Annotated in this window: 11 protein-coding genes and 1 tRNA gene; 2 read left to right on the top strand and 10 right to left on the bottom strand. The window is 48.6% G+C overall.

What is annotated here, in order from left to right; all coding sequences use genetic code 11:
* Positions 1 to 73 (bottom strand) — tRNA-Lys (locus tag L0156_07725).
* A gap of 254 nt (positions 74 to 327) precedes the next feature.
* Here L0156_07725 and L0156_07720 point away from each other — a divergent pair.
* Positions 328 to 951, top strand: a complete 624-nt coding sequence (locus tag L0156_07720; GenBank protein ID MCI0602888.1) for a response regulator — start codon at positions 328 to 330, stop codon at positions 949 to 951.
* Positions 952 to 1,328: 377 nt separating this feature from the next.
* On the opposite strand, the gene L0156_07715 is transcribed toward L0156_07720, so the two are convergent.
* The 9 genes from L0156_07715 to L0156_07675 form a co-directional block, all read right to left on the bottom strand.
* Entirely contained in the window at positions 1,329 to 3,653 is a 2,325-nt protein-coding gene (locus L0156_07715; GenBank protein ID MCI0602887.1) for an aminoglycoside phosphotransferase family protein, read from the bottom strand.
* A complete protein-coding gene (locus L0156_07710; GenBank protein MCI0602886.1) occupies positions 3,650 to 5,467 on the bottom strand; it encodes an ABC transporter ATP-binding protein/permease in 1,818 nt (605 codons plus the stop codon). Before L0156_07710 ends, L0156_07715 begins: the two co-directional genes overlap by 4 nt.
* Positions 5,464 to 6,684, bottom strand: coding sequence for a glycosyltransferase family 4 protein (locus L0156_07705; protein MCI0602885.1), 1,221 nt, complete (start codon positions 6,682 to 6,684; stop codon positions 5,464 to 5,466). Before L0156_07705 ends, L0156_07710 begins: the two co-directional genes overlap by 4 nt.
* The gene (locus tag L0156_07700) at positions 6,665 to 7,951 is read right to left on the bottom strand and encodes a glycosyltransferase family 4 protein (protein ID MCI0602884.1); all 1,287 of its coding nucleotides are present in this window, start codon (positions 7,949 to 7,951) and stop codon (positions 6,665 to 6,667) included. The genes L0156_07705 and L0156_07700 overlap by 20 nt, the downstream gene beginning before the upstream one ends.
* A complete protein-coding gene (locus tag L0156_07695; protein ID MCI0602883.1) occupies positions 7,893 to 9,152 on the bottom strand; it encodes a hypothetical protein in 1,260 nt (419 codons plus the stop codon). Before L0156_07695 ends, L0156_07700 begins: the two co-directional genes overlap by 59 nt.
* A 6-nt stretch (positions 9,153 to 9,158) precedes the next feature.
* Positions 9,159 to 10,394, bottom strand: coding sequence for a hypothetical protein (locus L0156_07690; protein MCI0602882.1), 1,236 nt, complete (start codon positions 10,392 to 10,394; stop codon positions 9,159 to 9,161).
* 15 nt (positions 10,395 to 10,409) lie between these two features.
* Positions 10,410 to 11,657, bottom strand: a complete 1,248-nt coding sequence (locus tag L0156_07685) for a glycosyltransferase family 4 protein (GenBank protein MCI0602881.1) — start codon at positions 11,655 to 11,657, stop codon at positions 10,410 to 10,412.
* A gap of 2 nt (positions 11,658 to 11,659) precedes the next feature.
* Complete coding sequence (locus tag L0156_07680) at positions 11,660 to 12,895, bottom strand: glycosyltransferase (GenBank protein MCI0602880.1); 1,236 nt, start codon at positions 12,893 to 12,895, stop codon at positions 11,660 to 11,662.
* A 635-nt stretch (positions 12,896 to 13,530) separates the two neighbouring features.
* A complete protein-coding gene (locus tag L0156_07675; GenBank protein MCI0602879.1) occupies positions 13,531 to 14,289 on the bottom strand; it encodes an NYN domain-containing protein in 759 nt (252 codons plus the stop codon).
* 108 nt (positions 14,290 to 14,397) lie between these two features.
* Here L0156_07675 and L0156_07670 point away from each other — a divergent pair, with 108 nt between their 5' ends.
* Positions 14,398 to 15,246: a M28 family metallopeptidase gene (locus L0156_07670; GenBank protein ID MCI0602878.1), complete on the top strand. Its 849-nt coding sequence runs from the start codon at positions 14,398 to 14,400 to the stop codon at positions 15,244 to 15,246.
* The last annotated feature ends 17 nt before the right edge of the window (positions 15,247 to 15,263 follow it).

The raw sequence follows: 15,263 nt of genomic DNA, 5'->3' as shown, positions 1-15,263 counted from the left end.
TGAGCCGTGCTGGACTCGAACCAGCGACCCTCTGCTTAAAAGGCAGATGCTCTACCACCTGAGCTAACGGCTCAATGCGTCTATCGCGTCGCGCGTCTGCCGATCGCGTCTGCGCGTCGCGCGTGATGACATATCATAGGTTAAAAGGTGCAAAGCGCGCAAGAGATTCGGTTGCCACCGAAACGATGTCACGTTGGTGAGACACATATGACTTTTACGTGACAATTCATTTCTGAATATGTGGCGTTTTGACGCATTTTGATTCGAGAATTCTGACGAGTTATCGCCCTCCGGCTCCAGTTTGTCGTCGTCAGAGTTACAAGCAACGTGGATGGTACGTTTCTTGAAGAAGAGCAAGTCAGCATGCTACTAAAGTGCCCGAATTGTGGCTCCCGGATCCGGTTGACCACTCCTGAGATGAAAGAAAAAACCATTCGATACCTTTGCTTAAGCTGTGAACAAATTGTTCGATTGAACTTGTCTGACGAAATCCAAACTTCTTCTTCAACAACAACTCCGCGAACGTCACACACCACCCGGATTCTCGTCATTGATGATACTGTACCTTTTCTAAAAATCGCTCAAGAGCTGCTATCAAAAGCCGGTTTCGAAGTTGTGACCGCACAGGACGGAGCAGAGGGACTCCGAAAAATTTCCGAAGAGCATCCGGATGTGATTGTGCTGGATCTTCTCATGCCGAAAATGAGCGGTTTTGAAGTATTGAGAGCATTGAAAACCAGCCATCATTACAAAAATTACAAACACATACCTGTGCTCGTCACAAGCGCCGCGTATAACCAGGCGGAGTCACAGATTCTGCATGATCTGGGCGCGAATGGTTTCATCAGCAAAGATGCGATTCCGGAGTTTCTTACTTACCGAATAAAGAAATTACTCGAACGAACTGATAAGATTCCAAGACCTCAAATGCCACTGGTAAGTCCTGAATAGGGGTAAAGTTTCAAACGGCTCAAGATAAGCACCCGGGGAGTAGAAAAAAGAAAGCGGGGCGCTGGGGGATGCGCCCCTGGCAATAAGCGAGAGTGGAAGGTTTCTAGGCGTTTTTTCTTCAGGAGGCAAAGCCACGCCAACTTACGAATAGGGGAATTCGCTCGTTTTTCACCTTCCCATGAAGCGACCAACTTTGCCCTTAGCAGGATTTGTACCATCAGCGCTACAGAAATTGCCGTCGAGAGACCCCTTCCTGATGTTCCATTTGTGTGACACGCAGGCTTTCGGATCACTTCTCAAACATTGTCCCCCTCGGTTCGATGAATATGACACCACATTCGTAGGTGTCACACAAATGGAACGCCGCCCCTCGGATGTTAGAGCGAAGAGAGGCGTACGAGGGCACTATCGATTAGCGAATCAACAATCAAACCGTCTGGATGTTGTTCCACTTGCTTGCTTGCGAGGCGCAACAATGCTCCAATTTCAAAAGCTGCCAAATCATATCGATCGGAGTCCGATATCCCATAGGCCTCTAAGAGACGCTCAATCCAGGTCCTGATCATCGATGCGTTGTCCTCGCGAATTCCAATCAGGGCCATTCGCCCTATTAACTCAGACAAATCCAGATAAGGATGTGCCATCGTCATTCTTTCAATCCGTCTAAACGCAATTCCAGAAGCATCAATCAGAATCTCGTCCGGATGCAATTTGAGCAAAACAGGAGAGTATCGCTCGACCCTTTTTATATCTTTGCGCAGCTGATCGAACAAATAATTTATTTTTTGTATGAGGTCAGGTCGCAGGTCCTGCAACTTTGTTATCCTCTTTTGAATTCCGATGAGATAGTCTCCTATCGACAGGCTCGTTTTCAAATCGATTTCCAGTTCATGTAGGGAGGCTAACGTCGCGCCCAACCGTGCTGCCTCTTCTCGAAAAGATTCGCTATTCGAGGTCATGGAGGACAGTGGAATGCCCTCAGGGATTTCAAGAATAATCATAGAAAAAGACTTCAGGTGACAGATCGGAAGTGGCAGGATGGGTAAGTTCGAGTCCGGTTGTGTTTCTTTGATTCGACGGCATTCTGAAAGGAAGTGAACAAGAGTGCGTGCTCCTTTTCCTGCGCGACATACTGCTTCAGCCGATACACCCCATTTCTTTGCTCCCTGATGACCTCGCAAATCGTACCGCGCCACGGCCGGTGGTTCCGCGTCTTTTATCCGGCAATAAGTTAGTTCCGCTCCATAAACATTTTTTACTGCTTCATCAAGCATGGACTGCATGTAAACGCCATCTTTCATCCATGCGGATTGATTTTGAGGAACTTCCATCTGGATATTGGAATTCACTGTGGAAAACGATCCTCTTCCCGAAATTTTCCAAACACGATCTGCTTCTTCAATCAGCATTTCCGTTGATTCCTTCCATCCCGGCCTTTGCAAGCGAAAAGGAGAGGCAGCTGCAATTAATAAGGATGCAGCTTCAAAAAGCCGGACGCTTTTTTCATCACCGGACATTTTGCGGAAGTATTCTTCGAGAAATGCTTCCTGTATGCCGGCAAGAGCTGAATGATCCGATGAAACTCGCAAGGCTGAGACTCGCAAGGAAGCAAGGAATCGTCCTATATCAAGAAGGGGATCGCCGTAAGACATTTCATCCAGATCGATCAGAGTCACATCGCGACCATCCCACATAACATTTGCTGGATGAAAGTCTCCGTGGACCGGTCCGCTTATTTTTGCACGGCAGTTTAAATCTTCCGCCACCTGATTGCAGAGCCTCTCTATATCCTTAGATCGCTCCGGACAGATTGCCATGAGCACCGGTTTCCAGCGGTGGACAACTGATGCCTCCTTTTCCGGCGTACGAACTGAATTCAAAGGAATATCCAGCGAATGAACCACAGCGATCGCGCGTGCCGCATGACGCACCGGCTTCACAAATGTTCCCTTATGTGCCAGATCGGGCAAGCGCTGACCGCGTACCTGTTCCTGCAAAGTCAGATTCAGTGATGAAACATATCCAATCGGCGGCGCCAATTTGATCCGCCGATTCAAAGCCCGCCAGAGCGCCCAGGATCCCGCAAAAATCGACGAGGGCTTCTTGTAGGCATGTATTTTTCCAACCAGTCGTCGCAATTCGGGTTCGTGGCGGTCCCTGCTCTCGCAAAGCACCTCGGTAATGATGGCAGCGCGAGCTTGCGGAGTGTAAGACAGCAAATCTACAACGGCATTCAAAACGTGAACATTCCTGCGGGCCCACATCCGTTTCAAGCCTTCCCGGAGCAAATCCGCGTCCAGCACATCCATCAATGCAGGCAACGCAGGATCAATCGGAAATGAATACAAAACCATCTTGTTGTTGTGTAAGTGAATGAGTGGTGTTGCAATGAGTTCCGTTTCTTTGGGGTTGTACCGGCCTGTTAGATGTTCCGGAGCCGCAGGAAAATTCTCCTGACTTCCCAGCAGCTGCGCGGATAAATATTGATGACCTGTGCGACCGTATTTTTTGTGGCGCAATTTGAGTTTGTAAAGGATTCGACACGTAATGCCGGGCTTGTATTGAACATCCTGAATTCTAGCGTCAACTATCTCCAATCCTTCTTTACAATCAGGCAGCGTGAGCCGCAATTCTTCTAAAACTGGAGTCACATCAAGAGCAGGAGATAGATTAAGGCCTGCGGCATCGTTGAATATTTTCATAAAAGGAACTCCCCGCTTTCCAGAACCAAACTGCGATACAACCCTGGACGCGCGAACAATTCGACGTGCGTACCTTCTTGCACAACAGTACCAGAACCGATTACCAGAATGTGGTCCGCTTCCTGGACGCTTCGCAATTGATGGCTGATCATGAGCACAGTACGTCCTTCCATCAAGCGATCGAGTGCCTGGAGGACTAAAGAGGATGAGTACGAGTCCAAGCCCGTGGTCGGTTCGTCCAGAATTACGATTGGAGCATCGCGGATGATTGCGCGCGCGATCGCAACGCACTGGCGCTGGCCTCCGCTGAGCGTCGCTCCACGTTCACCAATGACTGTTTTATATCCCTCCGGAAGAGACTGTATGATCCGGTCAATGCCGGCCCGGCTTGCTGCCTGAATTACTTCTTCGTTTGTAGCGGCGGCTTTTCCGTAAGCGATATTTTCAAAGATCGATGCAGCAAACAAAACCGGTTCCTGAAACACCAGGCTGATCTGGTTTCGCAGGGAATCCAGCATGAGATCACAGATATCGTAACCATCAATGCAGACACGCCCATGCGTTGGGTCGTAGAAACGAGGGATCAGACTGGCAAGGGTGCTCTTTCCTGCCCCTGTCGGTCCAACAATTGCGACCCGTTCACCCGGTTTGATTTCAAAATGCACATCGATGAGTGCCGGAATATTTTTCGCATACCGAAACGTAACGTGTTCAAAGGAGATGGAACCACTGAATTTTGGCGCTCGCATCGCGCCCGGCTTATCCCTCACGGCCGGTTCGGTTTCCAGCATCTCCAGGATCCGCTCCCCGGCCGCAGTTGCTCTTGCTGATCGTTCCGCCATGCGTGAGATCCTGCGCAAAGGGCGGTAAAAAGTTCTTAGATATGCAACAAAAACCAGCAAATCTCCCGGCGTAAGATATCCGGCCAAAACTCGGTTCACGCCGATAGCCAGAACCAGCGCGGTGATAGTGGAAACGGCCAGTTCTGTGGCCCAGTTCATTTTGGCCTCCAGCCGGGCGGCTCTAAGTCCTGAACGCAAACTTTTCTTGTTATGCTTTCCGAAACGCTCTACTTCGTATTCCTCTCGTCGAAATCCCTGAACAACCTTGATTGCACCAAACACCTCGGATGCAAGAGTTGCAAGACGACCCTCTCGTTCCCGTTGCTTTCGCATCTGTTCTTTCATCGGATGGCGATAACTCTTTAAGAAAAGAGCAAGCGCCGGCAAAACAAATAATGAGACAACAGTTAAACGCCAATCCATCAGGAACATCACGATGGCCATACTTAAAAGGAGAAGCAATTCCTCTAAGACGGTAAGCGGCATGGAAACGAGTATTTCGCGGAGCACCTGGATATCCGAAGTCAGACGAGTGAGGAGGTCGCCGGTCTTTCGTCTATCATGAAAACTGAACGAAAGACGCTGCAAGTGAACGTACAAGTCGGTCCGCAATTCTGAAACGACTTTATTTCCCACCAGAGAAGACAAGAGCTGTTGATAGTAGTAGAAGATTCCGCGGAGAACCGCGAGAAAAATTGTCGCTCCTATCAGAGAATACAGAAGCTGGAAACGCTCCGCAGGAAGCCACTGGAGCGCACCGGACAATGGCTTCATCAACAATACATTGTCGAAAATCATTTTCAGGGGCCACGGTTCGAGGACTCGCATCAGCGTATAACCAAGTCCGCAAACGAGCGTCAGAATCAACTGCGGAATTTGTTTTCGAATATAGCGAACGAAACGATGAGCTACGCTGGCGAAAGAGCGCCACCGACCGGTTTTTTGTTTCCAGATCTGTGCAATCGATCTCATGGCCTATGGATCGTTTGAGCCAGCGTTATCACCTCGCCGGCGCGCTGCAGCCATGTATGTTGCCTGCACGCGGATCTTCTCGCTTTCCATCCGAGAAGATTTCGCATCTCCCGATCCTTCACAAGACTCCGTATTGTTTCGGCGAGAGCTGTTGCATCTCCAGCCGGAACAAGGAGGCCATCTTCACCATCACGGATCATTTCATGAATCTGTCCGATGTTAGAAGCAACAACTGCTTTTCCGGCAGCCATATACTCCAGAATTTTCAGCGGAGAAAAATAAAACCGCTCGAGCGGCGGATAAGGAGCCAGCGTTATGTCCATGGCTCGAACGTAAGAGGGCACCTCAACCATGGGAACTGCGCCTGTCAAAGTTATTCGGCCAGGAAATTCCTTCGATAACTTTTGAAGAGTTTTCAGCAGTGGTCCGTCTCCGACCACCAGGAGATGAATTCGTGGATCCGGAACGAGTTGGCGAAAAGCTTCTATCATCACTTCGATACCATGCCATGCTTTCAAGCTTCCAACAAAACCAAGCGTCACTTTTCCCGACAAACTATCCCTGTACGTAACCCCTTCAGGCGCGAACAATTCAGTGTCAACGCCATTCGGCACAACTCTGATTTTTTCAGCGGGAACTCCAGCGCCAATCAAATCACTTCGCATTTCTCTCGAATTCGTAATGATTAGTTGCGCATATTGAAATGCGATTTCTTCCGTTGCAACAGCCGCTTCGGCCAGCGCCTGCTTCCGGTAGTGAATTCCTTCCCATGCGAGAGGAGCATGGACGTTCAGGATGTGAGGAACACCGAATTTTCCGGCTATGATTCCACCTGCAATGCCGAACGGGCTGTAAACTTCGAAAAGGAAATCGAATTGATTCCCGGAAAACAGCTCGCTTAGAGTACATTCGACCTCGACATTGTTCCAGACGTGACCGAGCGCATGAATCATCCGTTTGCCTGTTTGCTCCGCGCTCTTTGGATCAGCAGCAGAGCCGTAACGCACGGTGTTTGTCAGCAGTACATCCAGAATCTGAGGCGTTGGAATTCGGATTATCGGAAGACCAAGATCGGATCCGCCTTCCGATGGCGTTACCACAGTTACTTCGTGACCGAGTTTTGCAAAAGTGGTCGCAAGACTGCGAACATGCGCAGTTGCGCCGTTGTGTTTGGAAAAGGTAATTCCGCGATCAGCGCTAAGAAAACAAATCTTCATGAATCAACCTTTGCGGATCCAACAGCTTTTGTATGGCAAGAACTGTCTTACGTATGTCAAAGTTTCGCAGGACAGACTCCCGGGCATTACTTCGAAGCTGATGATAAAAAGAGGGATTTTGGATTAACGATTCGATCGCCTCCACTAACGCAATCACATCGTTATCCGGAATCAGAAGTCCATTGACGCCATGCTTGATGACTTCGGGTATTCCGGTAGTGGGAGTGGTGACTACAGGTAGCCCGCAAGCCAGCGCTTCCACAATCGCGACCGGCAACCCATCACGGTTCCCTTCCGAATCCACCCGGCACGGCAGCACAAAAATGTGGGCTGCGCGGTATCGCGCTACAACTTCCAATTGAGTATGAGTTCCCAATAGACGCACCTGTTCCTTCAGGCCTGATTTTTCAATCAGAGCCTGCAGATCCAACCTCAAGCGTCCGGTACCAACGATCTGACAAACGAAATCGATGCCTTTCTGCTTCAGGTGAGCGCATGCTTCAATCAAAAGATAATGGCCTTTCTTCTCAACAAGCCGGCCCACGGACACTATGGAAAAAGGCCCGGCGGGGACTTCATCATTCGGAGAATAACGAGTCATATCGATGCCGTTGTAGATTCGAGATAAGCGTGAAGAAGCGCCGTTCACCGCGCTTTCCAAATACTTTTTGTTAAAGTCGCTAACGGTAACCACAAATTTGGCGTTTCCCATTTTGTCGGCCAGTACCTTCCTCTTTACATTGTGGGAGAAGATATCGAAAGCATGTGCGGTAAAGCTATAGGGTATTCCGCTCATCCTGGCTGCCAGCTGCGCTACCGTAGAAGCTCTGCTCGCGAAATGCGCGTGCAGGTGACTCAGCCGCAGTTGGGCTGCTTTATCGGCAACATATGTGCTTTGCAGGAAACGCCATAAAAGAGAGGGATTTGCTTTAATAAGAACCGACCGCAACGCGCTGGTAAATTTCTTTCCAAATCTTCGAGCCGCCTGGGAGGCGTACTTCATGCAGTTAGCCGGTTCCAAAATCTCCGGAATGTAATAAACCGTCGCTTTGAGTTTTGGAAGATCTTCGTGAAACCGTGGAGGATTGGAATGGTACATAGAAAAGATCGTAACCGAAATACCCTGCGCTTCCAGTGCAAGAATTTCGTTCAAGATGAAAGTTTCCGACAGAACGGGAAATTTTCTCAGCACATAACCAACCTTCAGTCTACCCACGGACTTCTCTTCTTTCGTGTTGAATTTCAGCCTGGGATAGTATCTGGTCACAAACTTCTTCCAGACCATTCAGTTTGAGCAGAGATCCACGGGTCTTTCTCGGATTGTGCAAGAAGTTTGCAATTCGCGCAGCCAGATTTTCGGGATTGAGCTGGTCCGGATGAATGGATTCAACGAGACCGATCTGTGCAAGAGCTTGCGTACGGACCAGTTGCTCCGCATCCTGACGCCCTGAATATTTCTTTGGATTTCTATGCTCACCGGAGCGCCAGATACGAGGCACGAGAATCGCGGGCGCGTCCAGCGCAAGAATTTCAGAAGTGGTATTGTATCCACCCATCGCAATCGTCACGTCTGCTGCGGCGATGTACGAAGGAAGGTTCGAAACGTAATCTCTTATGACAATCCGTTTGAGACCCTCCGCTTGCATGCGCAATTCGCTTTTATCGGCGTCGCTCATAAATTCACCAAGAATCACGAAGGCCGATATCTCCGGTAACAACCGCATGGCATTTAGAAAGATTTTTAAGAGTGGAAATCCATCTCCGCCACCACCTACAGTCGCAACGGCAAAGGGTCCATCGAATCCGAGATCTTCCCGAACTTCTTCCGCTGGTTGCAGGCAAAAAGATTCCGCAGTCACATAACCACAATAATGAACTTTCGAAGCCAAATGATCGCTGAAGCCATAAGCATCAACGACATCGAGCACCTGCGGCACACCATAAACAAGAATACGATCGTAGTAGCGTTCCAGTACTTCATAGATGCCGTCACGGCTCCAGTCGTTCCTCAGTTGTTGCGGTGGATCTGCGACATCGCGGAGTCCTAATAGAATTCGGGTGGAGCTTTTCCGGAGTTCCATCAAAGTTGGCAGAAGCTCCAGTCTGGAGCCGAGCGGAAAGTTATCAACAAGAAATACATCGGGAGCAAAAGTCGTAATTGTTTCTTGAATCATGCGGCGTCGCAGTAAGGAGAGCTCGGCAAGACCAATCGAAAGCATCGGAGGTTTCGATCCCTGAACGCCTGATGTCACGACAGTAGGAATCTTCACGTAATCCGCGTTGGGTGGAAATGACTTCAACATCTGAACTGCGGGAGAACCAGTTACTAATAGAATCGAAGAATTCGGAGCGCTCTCAGAAAGTTTTTGAACGATATGGGAGCAACGCCGGATGTGGCCAAGGCCATAGGCGTCATGCGTAAAAACAGCGATGCGTGGTGAGCCGTTTGCGGTGGGAATACTTTTCATTTCAAATCACCACCAGTAAACCAAGCGGCTCGTAAAGAGATGAGCGTGATAGTGTTTGTCCGGATCGTTCGATGTACGAGTTTCATACTCATAGCAGGGAATCAGACGCAAATGATCGCCGATCGGAATGGCGACATCCGCTTCAAAGCTCCATTTTTTGTCTTCTCGCAACACTTCAATCTCGGTGTCATCATCGAGCTCAATCTCAAAGGTGCGACTCTCGTATTTACGGGGCTTGAAGCTTACTTCAAAACTTGACCTCAACTTCCGAATCGGGAGCGTGTACTGCACGCTGTATGTTGTAGTCCAATAGTCGTAACGTGGATCGATCGCATCATTTGTTTCGTACCGATACAGGGTTTCGAGCTGATGTCTTCCGAATCGTTTTTCCAGAACCAAGCCGATATAGCGATTTGTCGAGTTGCGGTTATTGATATCCTCTTCAAATCGCTTCAGACGATGTGCGGCAAACAATTGCAATGCATAACTATTCTCAAAAGAGTACGAGAGCGCAGGGCTGAACAAATAGATGTCGCCCCGCTCCCGGTCTTCCGAAGAACCGCTGAAGGCAATTTCGCCACGCGCCAGAAATTCCAATCGTTTTGATAGGTCGCGGCGATAGATGGCCTGTATATTCTGGCTAACACGGTCCCAAACATCCGTTTGTGTGTATTCATGTTTGGCAATCTGATAGTCCAGATAAAAGGAAGGACGATGTTTACTGGTACGGAAACGAACAGAAGCTCCGTAAACCATTCCCGTCGAACGAACCAGGTCTTCCGAGTCGTGGTTGATGTTGCTGTCGTATGAACTGGAGATGTTCGCTCCAAAAACAAGATGTTTGCCAAATGTTTGTTTTTCGGATGACAAAGAAACGTCCCCCGGAACATTGGAGTTTCCCGGCTGTAGGGATTGATTCTCTGCTGGAGCAATTGCCTGCGGTGTGCTGGAGGATTCAGGTTTGTTTATTTCTAGCGAACCCATAACCACGGAAGGAATAACTTTCGGAGCGGAACTCTGTTGTACGCGGGAAGCTGTCGACATCGATTTCAAATCGATCAGTTCTTTCCGGATACTCAATACTGTCCCTTCCTGATCTCGAAGTTGAATTCGAGACTCATCTTCACCGAGCCAGGTACCGTCAATCCGCTTCCCGGTTTTCAGAATCACCGTGAACGCAAAACCGGAAGTAGCGGCGACGAAGGAAAAAATCAGAAAACAAAGGAACCATTTCGTTTTCATTGCAATTCTCCGTTTTCAGAAATACACCAAGTTCCGCAGGTTATCGAAAGTGATTGGATCAGCTTTAACAGCGCTATTGTTTCGATGCCCATCAAAGAACTTGCGAAGCTCAGCAGCGTTCTTGCTAATATCGAAATCCCGTTCAATTCGTTCTCTCGCTGCCAAAGCCAAACGCATGCGAAGACCGGGATCGCGAAGCAACTTTAAGATAGCCGCAGCAAGTTTGCCGGCATCGCGCTGTGGCACTCGAAGACCGGTCGCGCTATCCGTCAGAATCTCGGGAATTCCGGACACTTCAGTGGATACAACAGGCGTTCCTAATGCCATTGATTCCAACAAAACGGTGGGCAAACCATCTCTGTTCCCATCTGAACCGTTCTTACAAGGAGCCACAAGAACGGAAGCTTCCTGAATCAACTGGATCACTTGGTTTTGGGGAAGAGGGCCGGTCAGTTCAATCCGTTTCTCTAATCCCAGTGTTCGAATCTGTGAAGCAAGAGCCTGCTCCAACTCTCCCGCGCCTATGATCTTGCACTGGAATTCCGTGCCGCGATCTTTTAGAAATGAGCATGCTTCTACTAAAGTATCGAATCCTTTCTTCTCCACAAGTCGTCCAACAGCTATGATTTCAGAAGCTCGGCACGCTGGAGAGGAATACGGAAACCTGCTTAAGTCCAGTCCATTGTAAATACGATGCAGATTCGATTGGTGTCCTAATAGTTCATTCAGATATTGAACGTTGAATTGGGACACCGTTATAACAGCATCCGCGTCCTGAAATTTTGTTTCCAGATCACGCCGCTGAACATCCTGATGGAAGATGTCTTTCGCATGGGCCGTAAACGTATAAGGCACACTGGAAAAGTGGGCTGCTAATCGTCCAACACTCGTTGCCGCTGATGCAAAGTGACAATGAATGTGCTCAATCTTCTTAGACCGGATTTCGCGTGCAAGCAGGATCGCTTGATGGACATAACGCACTTCCTCACCCCTTGCGACTCTGAGAGTTTGGAATAAATCCGGAATCACCTGCGAGGTCTCCTGGATCGCCATCCAGAAATCAGTTGCGTTTAATCTGCCGGCAGTCAAATAAGTAACCGGTGCCCGCACTTTCGATAGGATGTCCTGAAAATGCGTATCTTCAGGCGAAAGTAATGAAAAAATATGGATTTCCGATCCGGCCCTTTCATGAGCAAGGATCTCATTGACAACAAAGGTCTCAGAATAGCGTGGATACCTTTTTAAGATATAAGCAACTCGCATTTTTATTGAACTGCCCTGGAGAAATTTCCGATGCGCGCTGGCTCCCCCGAGGTGTAGAGAATCAACTGAGTCAGTAGAGAGGGAAGCCGCTTCAGGCCATCCATGCAAATCTTGTCCCTGACACGGACCGGACCTGAATCCGTTCGGTGCAACCACCATGTCAATGCATCAGGAGTGAGTTGTTCGCAAGGCAGCGAGTCGATCAAACCCAACCGCTGCAAACGGTCGGCACGTATCGACTGTTCGGGCGCACGCTTTGTTCTTGGCACGATTAGTGACCTTTTCTCAAAAGAAAGAATTTCAGAAACTGTGTTATATCCGCCCATCGCGATAATGAGATCTGCACGATTCAAAAGCAAAATCGGTTCTCCGATGAATTGCAGAATCCGCAAGTTCGAATTTCCGGAAGCTATTTCCTTCAATTTTTTTTGCTCTTCTTCTGCCATGAAAGGGCCACAAACAATAATTCCATTCATGTCTTCCGGCAAACGCGACATGGCAAAGGTGCAGGCGAGATGCGCTCCGTCTTGACCCCCTCCCACTAAACACAACACGAGACGTCCGGGAGGCAAATTCAAACCAGGATAGGGATCGTGGTTTTGCTCTCGGGCCTGTTCCAGTCTTACGCTTCGGTCCAGATAACCCGTATAACAGATCTTCGCCGCAACATCGGAGGTCAAATCGTATTCCTTCCGTAAGTTGCAAATTCTAGAATCACCATAAACCCAAACCGAATGGTAGTAATCGCGGATCCTATTTTCTGTGCCATCAAGGTTCCACGTCGCGCGGACAAGATCGCGATCGCCTATGATGTCGCGCAATCCGAGAACGCACCTGGTGTTCCCCATATGTTTCAGCGCTTCCAGAGTTCCGTCCAATTCACAGAAAGCTCCACGAGCAAGATGGTCTACCACAAACACGTCGGGATTAAATTCCTCAATGGCTGCCTGAATAATCTTTGAACGGAGCCGAATCAATTCGTCCAGTTCAATGTCGAGATAACGCGGGGTTTTTATTCCGTCTGCATCCTTTTTATATGCAGGTAAGGTCAGGCAATCGACACCTTTGGGAATAGGAAACGCAGCAGCCTCGCGATTCTCGGCTATCAGCAAAATTGCGGGATTTAACGGTGTCTGTGTAAGGACTTCGGCGATGGCAAGATTGCGACGAATATGCCCCAATCCCACCATGCCCGGGGAGTAAAGCGCTATTTTCGGTCCGTGCTTCTCAAACTTCACCTACCGCACCCTCAAAAAATAATGTCCAGACTCTACGCACTGTTTGTGTCTATTTACTTCAACGAAAAACTGCATCTAGTAAAACGAAAAGACTGAGCGTATTTTCAGGAGGGTGGCAGGGACGCGGGGGAGTGCGTCCCCACCTGTAGCGATTTGTGAAAGGTAACGACTTACAATGCCGGCCTACCAGGGGAAGAAGGCCAGCAATCAAAAAGGGCAAAGTTAATTCCTTCCCTTTACCTCTCAGCCTCTTTTTAATCAATCTCCACCGAGCCAATGAAAACAGTCCCGGCTAATCAAAAAGCCAGGAGGCCGCCAAGTTTCGAAGTCCCCTCTCCAAGGAAAGTCCATGATATCTCCGGCAACCTCCTGGAATTTGCCACGCTTCGGAGGCAGATTATTTCGCTAATACGCCATTTTCCGAACCCAGCAATAGACCTATTAGCAAGCCCTATGCCATCTCGGAAGTGCGGAGTTTGTGACGGAGAAACGACTGGGCCTGTTACATTGATGCGACAGAGTCCATTGTGAAACCCGGAATTTTGATCCAAAAATAGACTTTATGCCGACGACAACTGTTCTGTTTCAGAATTGAGACATGCCATGGGGCAGTTAACGCTTCGTTAAAAGAGCGGTTAATCCTGTTTTCCGAAACCAGTTACGACATAAGTTCCGGAGCGCGGATCGGTTTTTAGCTGAATCACACCGTTCTTCTCTGCATCTTCCAATAGATCGGTGAAACTACGATACCCATGATAGGACTCATTAAATGAAGGAAGTTTCCGTTTAATGGAATCCTTAATCATGGAGGAGTGAAGAACTTCCTTATTCTCACGAACCAATCCATCGATTGCATCGACTAGAAGCTGAAACGCTTGTTTCCTTTTTTTGGGTAGATCCTTTCGAATCGCCGGAGCCTGACCAATCGGCCTTTCCAGATCTTCGTAGTAAATAAACTCATCGCAATTGGCAACAAGCAGATCTGAGGTTGCGTCTTTCATCGCAAGTCCAATGACGTGTTTGCCATTCTCTTTTAGTTTTGAAACAAGGGGTGAAAAATCGCTATCTCCTGAGAGAATCACAAACGTATCGATATGATGTTTGGAATAACAAAGGTCCATTGCATCAACGCACAAGCGTATATCCGCAGAGTTTTTGCCAGCATGACCCCGCCTTGGAATTTCAATCAATTCGATGCCAGCTTCATGCAAATCCTTTTTGTAAGCATCGTAACTGTACCAATCTGCATAAGCCTTTTTGACGATTACCTTGCCCTTTTCCACCAATCGCTTCAGAACAAGATCGATCTGAAAGCGCACGCGTGGACGATCGCGCAATCCAATTGCTAGGTTTTCAAAATCCACAAACATAGCCAGCGAATGATCATCTGTCATATACGTATCATAATACAACCGCCAAGACGCCAAGTTCGCCAAGAATGAAGAGCTATTTTTAGCTTGGCGTCTTGGCGACTTAGCGGTTATGAACTAGGATGGGTGAGTATGAAAATGTTCGACCTGATCCGGCATCTGGAAGGGCAAACCGACCTCCGGCGCAGAGAGCTTTTATTGCAACAGATGGCGCTCCGCAAATGGGACTTTCAACTGCAGGAGTACATCTACTCAGGCCAGAGTGGCTGCAACATCATCGTTGATATTAACGATGTTCCCGATCCGTCCATTCTTCTGGTGGCGCACTATGATTGTTTTGCCGGCAGCCCTGGCGCCAATGATGATGCTTCTGCTATCGCCGTTTTGATTGATGCCGCTGAAAGACTCCAACTGGAATCGCTCGAGTATCACCTGCGGATTGTCTTCTTTGACGATGAGGAACCGACTCACCTTTGGAACGAACCGGTGGGGTCGAGAATTTACGTCGAAGAATTTGGCGTGCGGAATCTTCATGCTGTTCTGGATTTCGAGATGTGCGGAATGGGAGATGCTGTCGGAATCTGGCCAGTCGAAGGCATTGAGGATCAGCCGATTCTGAAACAGATTACAAACATGATGGACAGGCTGAAGATGCCATGGGATTTCGGAAAACGAATACCCGGTTTTTATGCGGACTATTTGCCCTTTCGTAGAGCCGGTCTGCTTGACAGCTATTGTTTTACAAGCTTCCACTGGAATGAAAGAGAGCGTGTTCGCCAGTTCAGCGAAGGAACTTACAAGTCTCTATTGCTTCGGTATGCGGCATGGAGGCTCTTTCGCCTGCCGATGATTCCTAAAATTTTCAGACATTATCATACGGCGTCAGACCGGTCCGAATTTTTGTCGGAAAAAACTTTAGAGAGGATGTCCGATCTTGTTTACAGGATGGTCATGCAACTGAATTTCCCCAGCCGGTCTTAATCGTGGATCGTAATCGT

It is taken from the genome of bacterium (genome assembly GCA_022616075.1).
Classification (GTDB): Bacteria; Acidobacteriota; HRBIN11; order JAKEFK01; family JAKEFK01; genus JAKEFK01.
The sequence above is the reverse complement of the archived record's forward strand: the minus strand, read 5'-3'. Positions and strand labels throughout refer to the sequence as shown.

Bases quoted from the DNA above. Each gene is read 5' to 3' on its own strand.
- L0156_07715 (MCI0602887.1), bottom strand. From the start codon at position 3,653: ATGAAAATATTCAACGATGCCGCAGGCCTTAATCTATCTCCTGCTCTT.
- L0156_07710 (MCI0602886.1), bottom strand. From the start codon at position 5,467: ATGAGATCGATTGCACAGATCTGGAAACAAAAAACCGGTCGGTGGCGC.
- L0156_07705 (MCI0602885.1), bottom strand. From the start codon at position 6,684: ATGAAGATTTGTTTTCTTAGCGCTGATCGCGGAATTACCTTTTCCAAA.
- L0156_07695 (MCI0602883.1), bottom strand. From the start codon at position 9,152: ATGAAAAGTATTCCCACCGCAAACGGCTCACCACGCATCGCTGTTTTT.
- L0156_07690 (MCI0602882.1), bottom strand. From the start codon at position 10,394: ATGAAAACGAAATGGTTCCTTTGTTTTCTGATTTTTTCCTTCGTCGCC.
- L0156_07685 (MCI0602881.1), bottom strand. From the start codon at position 11,657: ATGCGAGTTGCTTATATCTTAAAAAGGTATCCACGCTATTCTGAGACC.
- L0156_07675 (MCI0602879.1), bottom strand. From the start codon at position 14,289: ATGACAGATGATCATTCGCTGGCTATGTTTGTGGATTTTGAAAACCTA.
- L0156_07670 (MCI0602878.1), top strand. From the start codon at position 14,398: ATGAAAATGTTCGACCTGATCCGGCATCTGGAAGGGCAAACCGACCTC.